Origin of the sequence: Providencia sp. PROV150 (assembly GCF_028481025.1) — a bacterium.
In the GTDB taxonomy this organism is placed as follows: domain Bacteria; phylum Pseudomonadota; class Gammaproteobacteria; order Enterobacterales; family Enterobacteriaceae; genus Providencia; species Providencia hangzhouensis.
The window spans coordinates 17,427-36,602 of the sequence record NZ_JAMPPJ010000001.1 but is presented as its reverse complement, the minus strand read 5'-3'; the positions used below and the strand labels follow the sequence as shown (position 1 = coordinate 36,602).

At 36.5% G+C, this 19,176-nt stretch carries 18 protein-coding genes and 2 pseudogenes; 10 read left to right on the top strand and 10 right to left on the bottom strand.

What is annotated here, in order from left to right:
- Positions 1–7 precede the first annotated feature (7 nt).
- The 3 genes from fdnG to PSE83_RS00165 all read right to left on the bottom strand — a co-directional run bounded on the left by fdnG (position 8) and on the right by PSE83_RS00165 (position 4,120).
- Positions 8–3,055, bottom strand: coding sequence for a formate dehydrogenase-N subunit alpha (gene fdnG / locus PSE83_RS00175; RefSeq protein WP_096864195.1), 3,048 nt, complete (start codon positions 3,053–3,055; stop codon positions 8–10).
- A gap of 411 nt (positions 3,056–3,466) precedes the next feature.
- Positions 3,467–3,790, bottom strand: a complete 324-nt coding sequence (locus PSE83_RS00170; protein ID WP_004255956.1) for a YnfA family protein — start codon at positions 3,788–3,790, stop codon at positions 3,467–3,469.
- 63 nt (positions 3,791–3,853) lie between these two features.
- Positions 3,854–4,120, bottom strand: a complete 267-nt coding sequence (locus tag PSE83_RS00165) for a DUF2798 domain-containing protein (protein ID WP_004255963.1) — start codon at positions 4,118–4,120, stop codon at positions 3,854–3,856.
- Between the two features lie 321 nt (positions 4,121–4,441).
- On the opposite strand from PSE83_RS00165, the pseudogene PSE83_RS00160 reads away from it, so the two are divergent.
- Both PSE83_RS00160 and PSE83_RS00155 read left to right on the top strand, forming a co-directional pair.
- Positions 4,442–4,570: pseudogene (locus PSE83_RS00160) on the top strand (helix-turn-helix domain-containing protein); the annotation flags it as partial.
- A 98-nt stretch (positions 4,571–4,668) separates the two neighbouring features.
- Positions 4,669–5,057: pseudogene (locus PSE83_RS00155) on the top strand (NAD(P)H-dependent oxidoreductase); the annotation flags it as partial.
- 62 nt (positions 5,058–5,119) lie between these two features.
- Here the strand turns inward: PSE83_RS00155 and PSE83_RS00150 are convergent.
- Positions 5,120–5,410, bottom strand: coding sequence for a putative quinol monooxygenase (locus PSE83_RS00150; RefSeq protein ID WP_004255970.1), 291 nt, complete (start codon positions 5,408–5,410; stop codon positions 5,120–5,122).
- Between the two features lie 311 nt (positions 5,411–5,721).
- A complete protein-coding gene (add, locus tag PSE83_RS00145; RefSeq protein WP_272660578.1) occupies positions 5,722–6,750 on the bottom strand; it encodes an adenosine deaminase in 1,029 nt (342 codons plus the stop codon).
- A gap of 135 nt (positions 6,751–6,885) precedes the next feature.
- Here add and PSE83_RS00140 point away from each other — a divergent pair, with 135 nt between their 5' ends.
- A complete protein-coding gene (locus PSE83_RS00140; protein WP_004255974.1) occupies positions 6,886–7,554 on the top strand; it encodes a Crp/Fnr family transcriptional regulator in 669 nt (222 codons plus the stop codon).
- Positions 7,555–7,604: 50 nt separating this feature from the next.
- Here PSE83_RS00140 and PSE83_RS00135 read toward each other — a convergent pair whose 3' ends face one another.
- The 5 genes from PSE83_RS00135 to PSE83_RS00115 all read right to left on the bottom strand — a co-directional run bounded on the left by PSE83_RS00135 (position 7,605) and on the right by PSE83_RS00115 (position 11,086).
- Complete coding sequence (locus tag PSE83_RS00135) at positions 7,605–8,033, bottom strand: TOBE domain-containing protein (RefSeq protein ID WP_004255976.1); 429 nt, start codon at positions 8,031–8,033, stop codon at positions 7,605–7,607.
- 16 nt (positions 8,034–8,049) lie between these two features.
- Complete coding sequence (locus PSE83_RS00130) at positions 8,050–8,808, bottom strand: YnfC family lipoprotein (protein ID WP_004255978.1); 759 nt, start codon at positions 8,806–8,808, stop codon at positions 8,050–8,052.
- A 190-nt stretch (positions 8,809–8,998) separates the two neighbouring features.
- Positions 8,999–9,892, bottom strand: a complete 894-nt coding sequence (locus PSE83_RS00125) for a pirin family protein (RefSeq protein ID WP_004255980.1) — start codon at positions 9,890–9,892, stop codon at positions 8,999–9,001.
- A 27-nt stretch (positions 9,893–9,919) separates the two neighbouring features.
- Positions 9,920–10,198 (bottom strand): GNAT family N-acetyltransferase, encoded by a 279-nt coding sequence (locus PSE83_RS00120; RefSeq protein WP_004255982.1) that lies wholly within the window; start codon positions 10,196–10,198, stop codon positions 9,920–9,922.
- A 204-nt stretch (positions 10,199–10,402) separates the two neighbouring features.
- Positions 10,403–11,086: a hypothetical protein gene (locus tag PSE83_RS00115; RefSeq protein ID WP_187367839.1), complete on the bottom strand. Its 684-nt coding sequence runs from the start codon at positions 11,084–11,086 to the stop codon at positions 10,403–10,405.
- A gap of 1,044 nt (positions 11,087–12,130) precedes the next feature.
- Here PSE83_RS00115 and tssB point away from each other — a divergent pair.
- The 7 genes from tssB to tssJ are packed head-to-tail and all read left to right on the top strand — an operon-like array spanning position 12,131 to position 19,175.
- Entirely contained in the window at positions 12,131–12,631 is a 501-nt protein-coding gene (gene tssB / locus PSE83_RS00110) for a type VI secretion system contractile sheath small subunit (protein WP_004255987.1), read from the top strand.
- A 20-nt stretch (positions 12,632–12,651) separates the two neighbouring features.
- On the top strand, positions 12,652–14,130 hold the full coding sequence (gene tssC / locus PSE83_RS00105; RefSeq protein WP_036957880.1) for a type VI secretion system contractile sheath large subunit: 1,479 nt from the start codon (positions 12,652–12,654) through the stop codon (positions 14,128–14,130).
- 5 nt (positions 14,131–14,135) lie between these two features.
- Positions 14,136–14,567: a type VI secretion system baseplate subunit TssE gene (tssE, locus tag PSE83_RS00100; RefSeq protein ID WP_004255990.1), complete on the top strand. Its 432-nt coding sequence runs from the start codon at positions 14,136–14,138 to the stop codon at positions 14,565–14,567.
- A gap of 7 nt (positions 14,568–14,574) precedes the next feature.
- On the top strand, positions 14,575–16,350 hold the full coding sequence (gene tssF, locus PSE83_RS00095; RefSeq protein ID WP_004255992.1) for a type VI secretion system baseplate subunit TssF: 1,776 nt from the start codon (positions 14,575–14,577) through the stop codon (positions 16,348–16,350).
- Positions 16,314–17,351, top strand: a complete 1,038-nt coding sequence (tssG, locus tag PSE83_RS00090; protein WP_036957881.1) for a type VI secretion system baseplate subunit TssG — start codon at positions 16,314–16,316, stop codon at positions 17,349–17,351. Before tssF ends, tssG begins: the two co-directional genes overlap by 37 nt.
- Positions 17,352–17,356: 5 nt before the next feature.
- On the top strand, positions 17,357–18,622 hold the full coding sequence (tagH, locus tag PSE83_RS00085; protein WP_004255997.1) for a type VI secretion system-associated FHA domain protein TagH: 1,266 nt from the start codon (positions 17,357–17,359) through the stop codon (positions 18,620–18,622).
- A gap of 1 nt (position 18,623) precedes the next feature.
- The gene (gene tssJ, locus PSE83_RS00080; protein WP_004255999.1) at positions 18,624–19,175 is read left to right on the top strand and encodes a type VI secretion system lipoprotein TssJ; all 552 of its coding nucleotides are present in this window, start codon (positions 18,624–18,626) and stop codon (positions 19,173–19,175) included.
- Position 19,176: the final 1 nt, after the last annotated feature.

Below are 19,176 nucleotides of genomic sequence, written 5' to 3'. Positions count from 1 at the left end.
CCCTCCCTTACGCCTTCTCAATGTTAACTAAGAATGCCTTATACTCAGGTGTCTGAGAGTTAGCATCGCCGACAGACGGCGTTAACGTATTGGTGATAAACCCTTTTTGAGTCGCGCCTTCAAAGCCCCAGTGAATCGGTAGTCCAACAGTTTCAATTGGTTTTCCATCCACCATCAGCGTTTGTAATCGAGGAGTGACAACCGCAACTGCCTTGATAAAACCACGTTTACTACTGACTTTGACCTTATCGCCTAACGCAATTCCTTTAGCTTTAGCTAGTGTCTCGCTGATTTCAACAAATTGCTCTGGCTGAGCAATCGCGTTCAAGCGAGCATGCTTGGTCCATGTGTGGAAATGCTCTGTTAGACGGTATGTGGTACCTACATAAGGGAAATCTTTGTGGTCGCCAAGACGTTTTTTGTCTTCATCAAAAATTCGCGCTGCTGGGTTAGAAACCACATTCGGGTGCAACGGGTTAGTGCCAAGTGGTGTTTCAAATGGCTCATAATGCTCAGGGAATGGCCCTTCTGCCATCTTATCGATAGCAAATAAACGACCTAAACCTTCTGGTTGCATGATGAATGGCCCTGTTCCCACTTCAGGTGCAGAAGCATTGAAGTCAGGGATATCATTACCGACCCATTTTTTACCATTCCACTCGATAAGCACTCGGTCTTTATTCCACGGTTTACCTTGGGTATCACAAGAAGCACGGTTATAAATCACACGGCGGTTCAAAGGCCATGCCCATGCCCAACCTAATGTGTTACCGATACCGGATGGGTCGCTGTTATCACGATTAGCCATCTGATTGCCTTTCTCGGTCCAGCTACCAGTGTAAATCCAGCAAGAAGATGCCGTTGAACCATCCGCACGTAATAAGGCAAATGAGCTGAGCAGCTCGCCTTTTTTCGCTTGTAAGTTACCGTCTGCATCATAGAGATCAACCAGTGCAACACCGTTGTTTTCTTTCGCCACTTCTTCTGATTCAGGATGGAATTGTTGTTTATAATTCCATTTCATTTGCATCAGAGGATCTTGGCCTTGGCCACCTTCTTTCTCATACAATTCCCGGATCTTATACAGAATACCGGTTAAGATTTGGCCATCGTTACGCGCTTCGCCTGGGGCATCTGCGGCTTGCCAGTGCCATTGTAACCAACGACCTGAGTTGGCTATCGAACCATCTTCTTCTGCAAAACAAGTTGATGGTAAACGGAACACTTCGGTTTGAATCGAAGCCGTATCAACGTCATTCATCTCACCATGATTTTGCCAGAAATTCGCTGTTTCAGTGACTAATGGGTCAACGACAATCAGGTATTTCAATTTACTGAGGCAGCTAACCACTTTATTCTTATCAGGGAATGAAGCCACTGGGTTAAACCCTTGACAGATATAGCCCGTCACTTGGTCTTTGCTCATCATGTCAAAATACTTCATCACATCATAAGCTTGGTCCCATTTAGGCAACCAATCATAACCCCATTGGTTTTCTGCTTGTGCTGAATCCCCATAGAAAGACTTCATCAAACTCACGAAGAATTTAGGATAATTACTCCAGAAATTCACCTGATTTGGCAAGGTCGCTTTCGGTGTATTCGCAGTCAGGTAGCTATCAATGTTCTGATGTTTTTCAGAAGGTAATGTCAGGTAACCCGGTAAACTGGTTGATAGTAACCCTAAATCGGTTAAGCCTTGAATGTTCGAGTGCCCGCGTAACGCGTTCACTCCGCCGCCAGCAACCCCCATGTTACCTAGCAGTAACTGGATCATCGCCATAGTGCGAATATTTTGTGCGCCAACAGTATGTTGTGTCCAACCTAATGCATACAGGAAAGTCCCAGCTTTATCTGCTGCACTTGTTGTTGCTAAAATTTCACAAACTTTCAAGAAATCAGCTTTTGGCGTTCCACAAATTTGCTCAACGATATCAGGCGTATAGCGTGATACGTGTTTGTGAAGTAAATTCCACACACAACGCGGATCTTGTAATGTGTCATCGCGTAATGCGTGACCATTTTCATCAAACTTATAGTTCCAGCTGGTTTTGTCATAGCTACGCTTATCAGCATCATAACCACTAAATAAGCCATCGTTAAAGTCAAAATCGTCTCTAACAATCAATGACGCATTGGTATAGTTCTTAACATACTCAGCATTGATTTTTTGGTTTTCAATCAGGTACAGCAAAACGCCCGATAAAAAGGTAATATCGGTTCCTGAACGAATTGGCACATAATGGTCAGCAACTGATGCAGTACGCGTAAAACGCGGGTCTATGACAATCAGTGTGGCATCATTATTATTTTTCGCTTCAATTGCCCAGCGGAACCCAACAGGGTGTGCTTCCGCAGCATTACCGCCCATTACGACGACAACATCGGCATTTTTGATATCAACCCAGTGGTTGGTCATCGCACCGCGACCAAATGTTGGAGCAAGACTTGCTACCGTTGGTCCGTGTCAGACACGCGCTTGGTTATCAACTGCTAGCATTCCTAGCGATCTAGCGAATTTTTGCGTCAACATTCCCGTTTCGTTACTGGCAGCTGATGCACAAAGCATCCCTGTTGATAACCAACGGTTTACTGTTGTTCCTTCCGCATTTTTTTCAATGAAATTTGCATCGCGGTCATCTTTCATTAAGCGTGCAATGCGTGTGAAAGCATCATCCCAACTAATGCGTTCCCATTTATCAGAGCCTGGTGCTCTATATTCAGGATAACGTAAACGATTTTCGCTTTGGATATAATCGAGTAGGCCAGCCCCTTTAGGGCATAAAGCACCACGGTTTACCGGGTGGTCTGAGTCACCTTCGACATGGAATATCGCGGACTTAGCATTCATGGCGCCATCGCCCATGCTATATATTAGTAATCCACAACCGACAGAACAGTAAGTACAGGTATTACGCGTCTCTTTAGAACGAAGTAATTTATATTCACGTACATTAGCTATTGCCATTCCAGGCATAAAACCTAACGCAGCTACAGTTGTACCTGCCATCCCGCCAGCGCAGATTTTAAAAAACTTTCTGCGACTAACGTTCATTGCTACCTCTTTATATTTTTTGTATAAATCGGTGAGAGAATAGCAGCCTAATATGATTAGATATTGCCTAAAATCAATGAAAGTGAAAATAAAAGTTTAATTAATATTAACTGAGTAGTTAAACATCAATTAAAATTACTACCAATAGAGTATTTATTGTTAAATTGATTTGGATCAAATGTTACATTTTAAAAATTTAAGTTAAACATCATTTCAATTAACATTTCGTAAAAGAAAATAATGTTATTTCTTAGAAAAGAATAACCCTTGTATTTAATTTAAAATTTAACTATGGATTTAGTAATCATTTACTGAAATCCACATAAAGAAATAATTCTGTTGTCGGCTTAAATTCCACGTCACTTTAAAATAAATAATTAATTTTTTAAGGTGACGTGATAACACTGAATTCTATTTCCAACCACTAATAATGATACCGGCTCCGATCAGTACGACTAAAGCACCAACCCAGTCAGTCACGGTAAGAGAAACACCGTCAACCACTTTTAGCCAAGCTAATGCCGTGACAATATAAATTCCACCATAAGTCGCATAAATTCGTCCGCTTGCCTCTGGGTGTAATGTGAGTAACCAGACAAATAGCATTAAACTTAAGGCTGCCGGGATCAATAGCCAAGCCCCACCTTGCTTTTTCATCCAAAGATAAGGAAAGTAACAGCCTGCAATTTCAGCCAACGCAGTGATAAAGAACAAACCAATAATTTTTATCGACATAGCAACCCATTCAAAATAATACCCATAAATTCACTATTATATTAGCAACTTTTATCAACACGGTTATGTGGTTTTCACTAACATCAATGAAATACGCCTTGCAATTGGTAAAACAAAAAATACGGTTGGGAAAGCTATCATCCAAGAAAGCATCCACGAGCTCAACCAAGGTGAAAACACGTCACTTGTGAAGCCCAAGGCTCTTATGGTACTAATCAGCGAAACAATTCCACTCATGACAAGGGATAAAAAGAAAGGAACAAGAAAAATCATCGCCCGAGCAGGTAACTTTGGGATACCTAAAATATAATTACGGTCTTGATGTGACATAAAAGACTCCAAGGTTAACAGACACACAAAGCACATAACCTATGTGTGGCCAAAAGTTATATGCGTTGGCTAACGTAAACGCTTACGAGTCCTATGACCAATTCCTTCTTATTCTATAATTTGTAAGATTTTTGTCAAAATTTAACAAAATAGAAGCATTAAAAGTTCTTTTAAGAAAAGCGATAGATCAGACTCCAATATGATTAGGTTAAAAGCCTAATAAAACTCCATCTTTTAAAACTTTTAGTTTAAATTTTAATGCCTATCTTTGTTATTATAATAAACACCTTTTCTATCACCTTATTGGCTAACAAAATCATTATGAGAGCAACATCTGAAGAAGCCCGTGTATTTATTGAAGTGGTAGAACAAAAAAGTTTTAGTAAAGCGGCTGATAAACTTAATTTAGCAAATTTCGCGGTAAGCCGAATAGTCAAAAAACTGGAAGAATAACTGGATGTCAATTTAATTAACCGCACCACAAGGTAAATTGACCTAACTGCTGAGGAAAATGAGGTTAAAAAATTTCTTTAGGCAGATGCGATTATTACCAAATGTCTGGCTGGTGGATGATGATGCCTTGGATGGTAAAAAAATATATGGATGACGTTTATACCCTCCGTCACGGTCATTTATATGCAAATGATGGCCGTACCCGCCAAAATCCAAGCAAGCAATATGGTACCGGGGGCCTACTTCATGGAAAAAGTATATGCTTTCAGTGGATTGGAATGCCCCTATCGATGCATTTGATGAATTTGATAATTTTTTTGACGGTCGAGGTGTAGATGGAGTCTATTTTGCCTTTCATAAATCACAACAATTTCTCGGATTGAAAAAATTCCCAACCTTTATGATTAACGACGTGATCAAAGAACCTAATATTGAAAAATATATCAATGATTATAAAATACATCTCACTGAAATTTTTAATTAATCCATATTCAAAAAGGAATACATTTGTATTCCTTTTTATTATTTAGTAATCATTAATTAACATTATGCAATTTTACTTATTAATTTCACATCTAATGAATCGACTTTACCTTCTATCTTCTTAATAAAATCTTGCAAATGCTTTGTAACATTATGTTTATCTAATGACTCCTGATCCTTCCAAATTTCAAAGAAAATAAAAATATTTGGATTAGCATTATCTTGATGTAATTCATATTGAAGACAACCTTCATCCCTATTACTTGGCTCAACGATTGATTTAGTTGCTGCTTTCACAAATTCGACTTCATTATCTTTTGCAATTACTGTCGCAACAATTCTTATTTCTGGCATAAGCTCATCCTGTTATAAATAGATAATTTCAACTCATCTATTTATAACATAATTCTAAGTTAGAACTTAATCTTTATTATTCTATAAATTAGAAAATATTTTTCTAATTTCAATTATATCACCACATTGCAAAAATAGTGTAAAATAAAAATATAATATGATTAGTTTTCAATTACATTATATTTTACCCTAATAATGAGCATAGGATAAGTCTCAGTCAATCGTAATGTGGCAAATTTTAATTTATGCTCATTATTATCTGATACTAATCGGAGAAGGAAGATAAAATCCTCCTTCTCTTTCATTCTACCCTATTGATTTAATACCTTTTTAATCAATAGGGCTTTTTTTTCTTCCTCAATAAAGCTTGCCTGTAATGCATTTATATTACACTCAGTAAAATCAGCAATACCCCAACCAAATATATCATGCAATAATTGGTATTCTTTATTTAATGTTACATTCGCCACTGTTCGCGCATCAGTATTTATATTTAATTTAACGCCCTGCTTCTTCAACTCATTAATAGGATGGTTTTCAATACTGTCAAAGACATTGCACACTAAATTGCAACTTGGACAAACTTCAAGTAATACATTTAACGCTTTGAGCTTTTTAATCGTATTTGAATTTTCAATACTTCTTACCCCATGTCCAATACGTGACACTTTTAATATATCCAATGTTTCAATCACACTTTCATAGCCTAAAGCCTCACCAGCATGTGCGATAACATTCCCTCCATGTTCCCTGACATACTTAAATGCCATTTCATGATTACCTAGTGAAAAACGGGCCTCATCTGCCGCTAAATCTAGTGCTACAACACCACGATATTGATACTCCACAACTAACTTTGCCGTTTCAAGACTTTGAGAGGCAGTAAAATGCCTCAAGGTACACAAAATTAAGCCCGCTTCTATTTCATACTTTTTAACTGCTGAATTAATCGCATCTAATGTTATATCAACAACTTCTCGGCTTGAAAGACCTTGCTGAGTATGTAATAAAGGAGCAAACCGAATTTCGGCATAAATCACATTATCCATTTTTAATTGCTCAAACAAATCATCAACAGCCAATACTATTGCAGATTTTGTCTGTAATATATTAAGTTGCGGTTCAATACAACGTAGAAAATCGCCAAGATCCTCACACCTCGTTGGCGCAATAAAACCTTGTTTGAATTCATTAAACGTGAGTGTCGGAATAGCTTGTTTAACATAAGAAAAACTTAAACACGTATCTAAATGCACATGTAGTTCCACTTTTGGCATAGCATTAATTGCTGTTTTTATACTTTTAGTAAATCCGCTTAAAGGTTTTAAAGACGCTTTCATGTTAGTATCCTGCGAGTTATTTTTGAATAAGCTTGCAGAGTTATTGCCATTTTTAAAAGGACATATGTCCTTTATTACACACGCCAATTTATGTCATACTGTTCTCCGAAAGTACCTATACTGAGAGAATGAATTGTGAAAAAAATTACCTCTTCTGAAAAAATTGAAGAATATTTTACTCTCTATCAGCTTGATAAAATTCTATCTGAGGAAACAATAAAGTCAGCAAAACTGCTTAGAATAGATACATCTGAATACTTAATATCACAAAATGACAAAATTAATTTTATTTACTTTCTTGTTGTGGGGAAACTACAGGTTGAACGTTATGAAATAAACGGTAAGCATGTTATTTTTTCATTTGAAAATGCCTTTTCAGTTATTGGTGATTTAGAGTTATTTCAGAATAATAACAGCAAAAACAACCGTATCTATAGCACAATACAGGCAATTACAGAGTGTTATTTGCTGGCATTTCCGTTACAGGTTATTCAGAAAAAAGAGCTTAACTCCCCTATTTTTTTACAGTTTATCTGTCAACATCTTAGCAAAAAGCTTTTTAATGCATCACAGCTACACTCTTCCTCTTCATTCTCTGCTGAATATAAATTGAGGCGCTATTTAATTTTTGCCGAAAGCCAGTATGGTTCTGAATTTAAATTGGAAAATCGCGATTCATTAGCTGCTATGCTTGGTATATCTGTCAGGCAATTAAACCGTACACTAGTGAAATTAATTGAAAGAAAGCTTATTGAACTTAAAGGTAAACACATTAAAATTATTGACCTAGAAAGCGCGTCATGATTACAAACGAATTACAAAAGGCTGCCATGACAGCCCTTCAATATTTTGCACTACTTCTTAGTTGCCAAAATAACACTAGAAGCTTTGATAATCGCAGTCACTTTACTTTTAACATTTAACCCCAACTCTACGGTACTATTATTTGTCACCACCGCAGATAACAAAGTTCCTGCAGTGGTTTTTAAATTTACCACAGAATTAACGCTTCCTTTTTCAATGGATTCAATTACACCATTAAATTGATTACGAGCAGAGAAATTATACTCTTCAGCGTTAGATACTAATACAACCCAAGGCGCTTTTATTACTGCTGTCGCCAGTTTACCTTTTTCTAAACCGAGTTGTTTAGTACTATTTTTGGTAATCACTGCCGCAATGCTTTCACCATGACCTAAATCGAGTATAACTTCATCATTTACCGCTCCCATTACAATTGAATCGACAACACCTGACAATTGGTTTCTTGCAGAAATAGCCATTGAATATCTCCTATACTTAATAAAAGTCGACTTCAGTAGTACTGTTTTTTAGTAGTTTAATCTCATTGCCATTCGAATTAAGACTTAAAATAAAGTCACATTTATAGGCAATATTCTTAGCGTTATAATCACACTTAGAATTGACGAGTAATATTGTTTGCCCCAACGCGCGTATGTCCATCATGTGATCAAACGGCTTACTCATATCCTTCCCATAAGTTACTATAGTCTCTGATATGATTGCATTATCTTTAAAATATTTTATCGTTGTTGGAAGTTTAAATTCATTATAATCATTTTTGCTATATTGTTTTTTCGTGTCAGCAAGCAGTGAACCAGCAATAATGCCATCTTGGTTATATTGGTAGATTAATTCACCATTCGAATCTTTTTTAGATATTATTTGACAGTTATCACCTATCACCATTTCGACTGGCCCACTAACATCTCGACCAATCAATTTATTTTTAACTCGCTTTACAAAAAGATAGTTATGAGCACCATTTAAATACTCATCTTTCTTTTGATCAAAAGTAAAACTTTCCACACAACCATCATGACCAATTTTTAACATTGATTCATAATTAATTGACTTATCCTCATTATAAACAACTGATTTTATTTGCTTAACAGTACCTCTAACAGGATTGAAATCATAAAGCTGAGCCAGATTAAACACCACTGGGTTATATTGCTGTTCTTGAAACGCTAATGATGCAAAAGAAACAGGGAATAAACTTAAATAAATGATTCCCAATAGGTATTTTTTACTCATTTTTATCGTCTACCTCTAACGGCTACGGCTTGTTTTGACTTAAAAATAGCCTTTTGTATACATATTATCAGTTTTTCGATAAAAGTCAGGTTATGAGCTCATAAACTTAGTACTAAAAACGAGCCTTAGATTAAATTTAAAACCATTCTCGGTTTGCTTAAAATAATAACAAGGAAGTTACTTAAATTGATTATGGCATAATTGGAGCCGGTGTAGGGTTGCGTTCATCATTAAAAACACGGCCAAAACGTGGGTTTCCTTGGTTCCATTCCTCAACAGCAGCATGAATATCCGCTTTAGTTCGACCAATAAAATTCCACCACATTAGTACAGATTCATTTAAAGGCTCACCACCGAGCAATAAAATATGGCTATCTGAAACTAGCTCTACAGAAATTTCAGTGATACTTTTGCCTAAATAAATTAATTCATTACTATTCACTTGCTGCCCTTCAATAACGGCACTTCCATTTATGACAAAAATACCGTATTCAAATTCAGAGCATAACGTTAAAACTTGTCGAGCGGTTTTCTTCGCAATAATATCGAGCCCAACCAAAGGGGAAAATGTCAGTGTTGGTGCTTTATAAGTACCATATTCCCCAACTAATAAGTTGAAATGCACTTCTCCTTCAGCCCATCGAGGTAGCGTAGGATAATGGTCAAAACGTGGAGAAATATCTTTAACTGCTTCCGGTAAAGCAATCCACAGTTGTACAGCATGTAATTGGCGACTTTCTCCGTAGGTATCTTCGGAATGGCTGATCCCATAACCTGCCGTCATTAAATTGACCTGTCCTGGCCGAATAACCTGTTCATAACCAAGACTATCTCGATGTAATACTTCACCTTCAATCATCCAAGTGAATGTTTGTAAAGCGGTATGAGGGTGAGGTGATACCTTCATTCCCTCTGAATCTCCTTTAAAAACCGTAGGTCCAGCATGGTCAAGAAAGCACCAAGCACCTATTAGTCTACGTTCTCTTGTCGGTAAAACTCGTGCAACAGGAAGCCCACCAACATCTTTTGAGCGTGCTGTAATTAACTGTAAATTAAGTATTTTATCATTATTTTGAATACTCATGCTGACCTCATCAGTAATTAGCAAATATTATTGGCGGATATCATTGTATTCAGGTGTTCTATCGAATATTGCTTTTGCAAAAGGGCATAACGGAATAATTTTTCGACCCTCCTCTCTCATTCGCTCAACAACCTTAGCAACTAGTAACTTTGCAATGCCTTGTCCTTTTAAGCTTTCATCAACTACTGTATGGTCAATAATCACCAGATCATCGCCAGTATAAACAAAGGTTATCTCAGCAATGCGAGTTTGCTTGTCATCAGATAAAATAAAAAAGCTATGGTGATCAGATTGGATATTCATCATAAATAACGCCCTCTAAATTAAATCAATTTAACTTAGAGTATGTGACGTATGCTAAAAAGACAATATTCTACAATTGTCGATGTGATCCAAATATTTTGAAGTTAGAATGTGGATAAAAGGAGAAAAAATGTTGCGACAGCGCTTAACTAGAGATTAAATTTAGTTTAACGCTGTTTTTCAATTGGTTAATTAATGTTCAGCACATTAATTTTCAGAAAAATTACTTATCACTGTATAGGTTAATGAGTTTTCTGAACTATCGATAACTTTTAATTTTACATTTCGATAAGAAATAATATCGCTATTCTTGAGGTTATACTGAATAGTATCGCCAAACCCTTGATTCTCAATATTCGAACCTATTTTCTGATAACTAACATCAACAACATGGCCATTTATCCCATTGAAAATTAAGGCTTCTTCAAATGAGTTACCATCAGTATTATTTAGTTTTACTTGTTCGATTTGTGCTTTATCACTACAAACAGCAACATTAACATCTGTTACGATACAAATCTCATTAGGAGTAGAGTCTTTTTTAATTAAAAGTGAATTCCAAGGCTGCCCTAAAACCTCAACAACGACCGAACCAGAGTCAACTATTTGGTCTGGCATATAAAAATCGCCTTTATCACTTGACCCCACTTTTTTGAATACACCTGGAATAATTTTGTAAGCCAAATCTATCTGCACAGGGTTTAATATTTTAATTCCGTCTATTTCGCTAATGTTGCCTTCTCTTACTAAGGGTTGCCCTACTGTAATATGGTTCACCTGACCTATTCGGGGTTCACTAATTTTCTGTGATTCAGGAACATAGTTATACTCAGTCACTGCACATCCAGATAAAGAAACAATACAAAAAACTGGAACTAATAATTTATTCATCTTGATAAAATCCATGGCATTAAGATATTAAATATTATCTTTATAAAACAATTTCAACAAGTTACTAATTATGTTCCTGCCAGCTAATAGATAGGAAACCTTCGGCTTATCATTCACTTTGAAATTTTTCCATTTTAATGAAGCCGACAACTACAATAATAGAACTGATACATTGCCCACAAATGATTATGATAATCATTTGTGATAATAAATTTACCTTAAGGTGTTAAAAAAAAAGAGTTATTGAATTTATAGTCCAGGCTCTTCCATTGGCTGAATAGGGTTTGTTACAAATAATAAAATATTTATTTTTATAACTTGTTGAAATTTGTCTTTTACCTCATAGAGTTTCCCAATCATCCTAATTTATGTGATTTACAATTTCATTTCTTACTCAATCAAGAGGTAATTATGACTTCATCATGTCAACATTAATACTTCCGTTCATTTTCAAACTTTTCATATAAAAACATAAGATGATCCCCCTATAAATTTCATATTAATTTTGTAAAAAAATAAATCTCATTTCTCTTTAATAAAATTAAATAGATAATCAAATTAAATTATGTAAGAAAAATATATGAATATGTTACATGCTGTAAAAAATTGATTTACATCACAGACTTTTCATACTTAATTTTCTTAAACAAGATTTATCTAGCGTGCAAAAATACTTATACTTATCATTATTCTGATAAAAAAATCGCCATATAAACTATGAATACGCATTATGAGATTATGAGTAAAATTTTCAACTAAAATACCCCATGAAAATAGAATACATTTCAAACTAAATATCACGAAATTATATTCAAATAACAATTTACATGTTGATCCTAAGTTAAATTTGTATATTATTAACAAACTAAAAAATACAACATAAAAATTTGATAGTTTAAACACCTTTCTGGGAAAAAAATTCTTAACATAGAATCTGTTCTGTGTAGGGAACTGTATGCTCTAAATTTATTATTAATTTTTAATTTAGGCATTTGAATTTATGGAATGAAGTTATCGTATACTCATACAAGGAGATTCACTTAAATGAGTAAGAAAAATCTCGGTAGTGTTGCCCCTAAAGAAAGAATTAATATCAAATATACACCTAATACAGGTGGAGCTCAGGCTGAAGTTGAACTTCCTTTAAATATGCTGATTGTGGGTGATATGACAGGTAAAACTGAAGATACCCCAATAGAAGAACGAAAAGCAATTTCAATTAATCAAAACAATTTCAATTCAGTTATGGAAAGTGCAGGTATTAATTTAAATATCAACGTCCGTAATACACTTGAAAACACCAATGATTCTGAGCTTAATGTCAATCTAGATGTAAAATCTCTGCAAGATTTTTCACCAGATAATATTGCTCGCCAAGTTCCTGAGTTAAACAAACTTCTTGAATTACGAGAAGCTTTAGTTGCATTAAAAGGTCCTCTAGGCAATGTCCCTGCTTTTAGAAAGCGTCTTCAAGAATTACTTGAAAATAAAGAAACACGCGAACAACTTCTAAAAGAACTCGATATTGCCGCTAATCAAAAATAATGTTTATAGAGGATTATTTCATGTCACTAAATACAGAAGCTCTAGGCCAACAAGCCCCAGCATCTAACGGCTCTCTTTTAGATGAAATCATGGCTCAGTCACGTATGTCACCTGAGACTGAAGCGTATGATATTGCAAAGCAAGGCGTTGCAGCTTTCATTAGTAATCTTTTCGCAAATGAATCAGAAGACCAACAAATCAATAGATTATTAATTGATAAAATGCTGGTTGAGCTTGATAACAAACTAAGCGCCCAAGTTGATGAAATTATTCACGCGCCTAAATTTCAAGAAATTGAAGCATCATGGCGCTCCCTGAAATTACTCGTTGACCGTACTGATTTTAGAGAAAATATCAAAATCAATATTCTTCATGCAACAAAAGAAGAGTTATTAGAAGATTTTGAATTTTCTCCTGAAATTGTTCAGTCTGGTTTTTATCAGCACGTTTATTCTTCAGGTTATGGACAATTTGGCGGCGAGCCAGTTGCAGCAATTGTTGGGAACTATGCATTTAACAACACAGCGCCTGATATGAAGTTAATGCAATATGTCAGCACTGTCGGAGCGATGGCACATGCGCCATTCTTATCATCTGTTTCCCCTAATTTCTTCGGCATTAATAGTTATGCTGAATTACCTGCGATTAAAGATCTTAAATCTGTCTTCGAAGGCCCTGCACATACGAAGTGGCGCTCTCTGAGAGAAGCAGAGGATTCGCGTTACTTAGGATTAACGGCACCACGTTTCTTATTACGCTTACCATACTCCCCAACAGAAAACCCAGTGAAAATGTTTAACTATTCCGAAAATGTTAAACAAGACCATGAGCACTATTTATGGGGTAATACCGCATTCTTACTCGCAAGCTGTATCAATGATAGTTTTGCACAATACCGTTGGTGCCCAAATATTATTGGCCCACAAAGTGGCGGTACCGTCAATGACCTCCCTGTACACATGTTCGAAGCGATGGGTGAATTACAAACTAAAATACCAACCGAAGTTTTAGTTACTGATCGTAGAGAATTTGAACTGGCAGAAGAAGGCTTTATTACCCTAACAATGCGTAAAGGTAGTGATAACGCGGCATTCTTCTCTGCAAACTCAGTTCAAAAAGCCAAAACCTTCCCAAATACCCCAGAGGGTAAAATGGCAGAAACTAACTATAAGTTAGGAACACAACTGCCATACATGTTTATTATCAACCGATTAGCTCATTACATTAAAGTGCTACAACGTGAGCAAATTGGCTCTTGGAAAGAGCGCCAAGACCTTGAGCGTGAACTGAATATCTGGCTTAAACAATATGTTGCGGACCAAGAAAACCCGCCAGCAGATGTTCGTAGTAAACGCCCTCTTCGTTCAGCTGAAATTAAAGTGCTTGATGTTGAAGGTGATCCAGGTTGGTATCAAGTCGCAATTCAAGTTCGTCCACACTTCAAATATATGGGCGCAAACTTTGAATTATCACTTGTTGGTCGCCTTGATAAAGAGTAACAGTGATGTCATTCAATCATGGCTGGTCCCCTAACAGCGGAGCCAGCTTATTCGATCGAATTAAGAGGAAAAATGCGAGTTTTTCCTCTCGTTCACGCACAAATACACTCATTGAATCAATTAAACAAAATTTAAATTATGTCCTGAATAGTCGGCCGAATGGTTGCCAAGGCTCACCATGTCTAGGGATACCTGATTTAAATGATGCGACTCAATCTGCGGTTGATTTTAAAGCCGAATTAGAGAATAGCATTGCAAGTTGCATCCTCACTTATGAACCTAGGATCACAAGTGTTGATGTGCAATTCATTGAAAATGATGCAGATAGTTTATCTTTACAATTCAGTATTAATGCTTGTATTGACTTAGATAATCAACAGCAACTCATTGAGTTTAATATGTATTTGGATAGTAATCGTAGATATCAGTTAAAGTAACACTCTTATGTCATCAAAAAACTATTTTACGAATGAATCAGAATACTTAAAGGATTTGGCAGAACAAGTTGCGCAAGAAAAACCGCAGCTTGTTAATCTGTTATCCAATAAAATTCAAGATCCTGATAGTGCCCGTATTATCGACGGATTATCATATTTATCGGGTAATTTACGGCAGCAAATCGATAGGCAATTCCCTGAATTAACCAATAGCTTAGCAAATATGCTATGGCCAAATTACGCACGTCCTGTGCCTAGTATGACAATTGTTGAATACCAGCCTAATTATTCTGAATGCCACCACGCGATAAAAATTTCAGCAGGCCAACTCTTTAATGCAACACCTATTTATGTACAAAATGAAAATACCAACCAAGAAACTTTATTTCAATGTCGATTTAGCCAAAGTCGTGATCTCTGGTTAATACCAGCGAAAATTACGCAAACTTTACAAAGAACAACCGCCATTGAAATAACATTTGAATTGGATGGAATACAACCTCTCGCAAACATTGGTTTAAATAAATTATGTTTTTATTTAAATGGTTCTCCATTTACAACAAATCAGCTTTATTTTTTATTAAGTCAGCATATACAGAATGCCTCACTAGTCACAGATGAGCATGTATTGCCACTTAACCAGTTTGCAGTGAAACCTGTCGGTTTTCAAAAACAGGATGCATTACTCCCTTACCCAAAAAATAGTTATGATGGCTACCGCATCTTACAAGAGTTTTTCTGTTTTCCTGAAGCCTTTCTATTTTTGGATATTCAAGGAATGGATGACATTCCCTTAGCTATCCAAACCAAGCAATTCAAACTTGTTATTAATTTTGATAAAGAAATCCCCGATGGGGTTATTCTTCATAACGATAGTATTAAACTGAATTGCACTCCAATAGTGAATTTATTCCGTGCTGACAGTGAAGCAATCAATCTCACAGGAAAAGATGAGGAATATGTATTAAGCCCTAATTACCAATACGCCCACTGTTTTGATATTTTTTCCGTTAATGAAGTTTATGGATTACGCTATCCATCTGAAGCTAAAGCTTACCCGGTCACCTATACCGCATTTGAAAGTTTTTATCATCAAAACCATCACGAGCAAAATGATGGATATTATCGTTTAAAAATAACTCAAAAAGAGCGTACCTATGGTTACGCCCATCGGCTTTCTTTTGTTCGTCAACACGAACACCAATTACAACAATGCGAAGAAACGGTTTCGATTTCGCTCAATTGTACTAATCGCTATATCGCATCCCAGTTATCTACACGCTCAATTGATTTAGACCGTTCATTTATGCCTTATGGGCCTTTATCAGCTAAAAATTTATTCAAACCAACAGTTCCCTTATACCCACTGCTCGATAAAACGTTGTATTGGTCAGAACTAACTAATTTATCCCTAAATTATCAATCTTTACTGAACCTAGATTCATTAAAAAAAATATTACAACTTTATGATTTACCTTCAGTTTATGACAAGCAGACCGCAAGGCAATCCCAAAAGCGTTTAGATGCATTAGTTGATTTACATTCAGAGCATATCGAACGTATCTACAAAGGGCTGCCAGTTCGTGGTTTAAAAACAACCTTGGTAGTACGTCAGAACGCTTTTCTTTCTGAGGGAAGCTTGTTCTTGTTTTGCACTGTTATTGCTCAATTTTTTACCTTGTATACCAGCATTAATATGTTCCATGAGTTAGAGGTTCTTAACCTTGATAATAAGGAAATTTATCAGTGGCCAGCACAAATCAACCAGCACATACTGAAATAATCGATCGCTGGCTGGAACAAGCTGGCCCATCGGTTACAGAGTATAATTTTTATCAACTTGTTGAATTATTAAATAAAATGATTCATCAAAACATGGATATCACTCGTGATAGTAGCGATATTATTCGCTTTAAATCACACTCTAATGTTGCGTTCCCAACGAGAGATGTCGTGTCTTTTGAAAAAAATGCCACTCATCAATATGAGCTAGAAGTTGCTTTTCTCGGGCTACAAGGAAGCCAGTCACCACTTCCTGGTTATTACCTTGATGAATTTGCTTGGGAAGATGCACAGCAAATACCAGGGATTTCTGATTTTTTAAATATCTTTAATCATCGATTGCTCTCATTGCTCTATCGTATCTGGCGAAAATATCGCTACTACATCTGTTTTGAGAATGAAGGCCAAGATTCCTTCTCCCAATATATGTTTTCTCTTGTTGGTTTAGGAAATGGAGTTAATCGCGGACGGATTAAAATCAATCACAGCAAAATGCTCGCTTATGCAGGGCTTTTAGCGAGTCCGAGCCGTTCAGCAGATGTCATTAGCAGTCTAATATCCCATTGTTTTGACTTAGAAAATGTATCGGTTATTGGTTGGGAAACGCGCCGTGTTCCTATCCCAGAATCACAACAAAATAAGTTAGGTATTATTTCTCATCAACCCGGACAAAAATCTCGCCCTCGAATGTTATTAGGTGAAAATTTTAGTCTTGGATCTCACATACATGATTGCAACGGAAAATGCACTATAGAAATTAGTGAGTTAACTATAGAGCGTTATATGCGTTTTTTACCTAACGGTAGTGATTTCGCTCCTCTCGTCGCCTTCGTTTCTTACATTTTTCATGAGCAATTAGCTTGGGATTTACGTCTTAGTATTGCCGAAGATCAAGCTGAAGGTTTCTGTTTAGGTAAAAAAAATCATAACCAATTAGGTTGGCAAAGCTTTTTAGGGAAACCGGCTAAAAAGCCAAGTGTCACCATTACGGTATTGGAATAAAAGACATGGATAAACATCAGCCAACAATTTCATTTAGCATAACGAATAGTGAACAACTAGAAAGTGGTTACCTACCGAGTGCAACATTGACCCAACATGGCGGCCTAATTGGTAGTGGCAATCAATGTGACTGGAAAATTCAAGACGGTGATGGTGCTATCTCTGCCAGCCAGTTTACTGTTTTCTGGAAAGATCAGCATTTTTGCTTAAAAGTAAACTCAGGCTCTGTTTACATTAATCACGCGATTATACCGTTACATCTTGATGCGGTGAAGCTTGCCCAAGGAGATCAAATTAGAGTGGGCAAACTGGTTATTACAACCAATATTAGTTTAACTGGGCAGCCTGTACAAAATATGATGGCAGCGACACCGCAATCTATTGTTGCAAAAGATCATAATCCTTTAGATTCATTATTTGATATTGATACGGTAAATAATGAAAACAAAGAGTCCCCATTTGTTCCAACTGTTCAAGGTGCTCTCACTACAGATCCCTTACAAGCGCTAGAAAATGAAAATCTCAGTTTAATTTCTAAGAGTCAGTCCGTCGTCTCAGAACCTTCTTTATTGAGTGACCCACTCTCTTATTCACCTGCCCTTGCGATATCAGATAATCAAGAGAATACCATGGTACAAGAATTTATTGATTTACCCAAAATTACACCTTTCGAAGATGAACACATGACCGATATTGATCATGTTGCCATTAACCCTCTCATGAATGGTTTAGGTATCCATCTTAATTTAGCTAGCTCTCAACAAGCTAATGACTTTCTCATAGAGCTCGGTAAAACAATGAAAGCTGCTGTTGAAGGTTTACTCGCTTTGCAGCAACAGCAGGAGAGTTTACAGGATAAGCAACTTCGCCCTATTGAAGATAACCCGCTACGTCTAAACAGTAGTTATGAAGATACGATGAAATTGATGTTTACAGATGAACGTAGCCCTGTTCACCTTTCAGCACCTTCCGCCGTCACTGAAAGTCTGCACAATATGCAGTTACATTACCATGCAAATCAAGAAGCGATATCGACAGCTTTAGCAACAATGCTTGCGGCTTTTTCTCCAGAACATTTATTAAACCGTTTTTCCCAATACCGACGTGCTTCAGATAACACGCCAATGACTGATGGCTGGGCATGGGAAATGTACAGTAACTATTACAAAGAGCTTTCTTCATCGCGGCAGCAGGGTTTTGAAAAATTATTCTATGAAGTTTATTCCCATGCTTATGACCGAGCATTAAGAAAAGGCATAGAGGAAGCTTAAAATGCAGCTTAGAACTTTCTCAGTGTTACTGTTATTTGCCTCATTTTTCATTTTGAGTGGGTGCAGTAAAACGTTACAGACAGCGTCAAAAGTGGGGCAAATTCTATTGGACCCGTCGATTCCCGTTGGCTATCCAAAAGATCAGCCATCCACGGTTGCTTTAACCATCCTCGCTGAACCCTATATTAACCCTAATCAGGAAGGTGAAGCTGCACCGATAAATATCCAAATTGTTTATCTTAATGAAGATTCTTTATTTGGCTCTTTAGATCATGACCAGATAGAAGCTAAAGATGGGGACTTAGAGAAAGTTCTGAAGAAAAATTATATAGACCACCAAGATTACACTATCTTGCCGGGCCAATATAAGCCCTTCCCGACGATGACACTACAGGCATCTAATCGTTATATCGGCATTATTGCCTATTATTCAGACCCTGATAATGCGGAATGGAAAAAAATAGTTAAAGCCCGAGGAAAAGGACGACACTACTTTATTTTAGCTCACATTAGAGAAAACGAAATCGAATTTAGACAAGAAGAGGATGATTAAT

Bases quoted from the DNA above. Each gene is read 5' to 3' on its own strand.
- PSE83_RS00170 (WP_004255956.1), bottom strand. From the start codon at position 3,790: ATGTCGATAAAAATTATTGGTTTGTTCTTTATCACTGCGTTGGCTGAA.
- PSE83_RS00165 (WP_004255963.1), bottom strand. From the start codon at position 4,120: ATGTCACATCAAGACCGTAATTATATTTTAGGTATCCCAAAGTTACCT.
- PSE83_RS00150 (WP_004255970.1), bottom strand. From the start codon at position 5,410: ATGCCAGAAATAAGAATTGTTGCGACAGTAATTGCAAAAGATAATGAA.
- add (WP_272660578.1), bottom strand. From the start codon at position 6,750: ATGAAAGCGTCTTTAAAACCTTTAAGCGGATTTACTAAAAGTATAAAA.
- PSE83_RS00135 (WP_004255976.1), bottom strand. From the start codon at position 8,033: ATGGCTATTTCTGCAAGAAACCAATTGTCAGGTGTTGTCGATTCAATT.
- PSE83_RS00130 (WP_004255978.1), bottom strand. From the start codon at position 8,808: ATGAGTAAAAAATACCTATTGGGAATCATTTATTTAAGTTTATTCCCT.
- PSE83_RS00125 (WP_004255980.1), bottom strand. From the start codon at position 9,892: ATGAGTATTCAAAATAATGATAAAATACTTAATTTACAGTTAATTACA.
- PSE83_RS00120 (WP_004255982.1), bottom strand. From the start codon at position 10,198: ATGATGAATATCCAATCTGATCACCATAGCTTTTTTATTTTATCTGAT.
- PSE83_RS00115 (WP_187367839.1), bottom strand. From the start codon at position 11,086: ATGAATAAATTATTAGTTCCAGTTTTTTGTATTGTTTCTTTATCTGGA.
- tssB (WP_004255987.1), top strand. From the start codon at position 12,131: ATGAGTAAGAAAAATCTCGGTAGTGTTGCCCCTAAAGAAAGAATTAAT.
- tssC (WP_036957880.1), top strand. From the start codon at position 12,652: ATGTCACTAAATACAGAAGCTCTAGGCCAACAAGCCCCAGCATCTAAC.
- tssE (WP_004255990.1), top strand. From the start codon at position 14,136: ATGTCATTCAATCATGGCTGGTCCCCTAACAGCGGAGCCAGCTTATTC.
- tssF (WP_004255992.1), top strand. From the start codon at position 14,575: ATGTCATCAAAAAACTATTTTACGAATGAATCAGAATACTTAAAGGAT.
- tagH (WP_004255997.1), top strand. From the start codon at position 17,357: ATGGATAAACATCAGCCAACAATTTCATTTAGCATAACGAATAGTGAA.
- tssJ (WP_004255999.1), top strand. From the start codon at position 18,624: ATGCAGCTTAGAACTTTCTCAGTGTTACTGTTATTTGCCTCATTTTTC.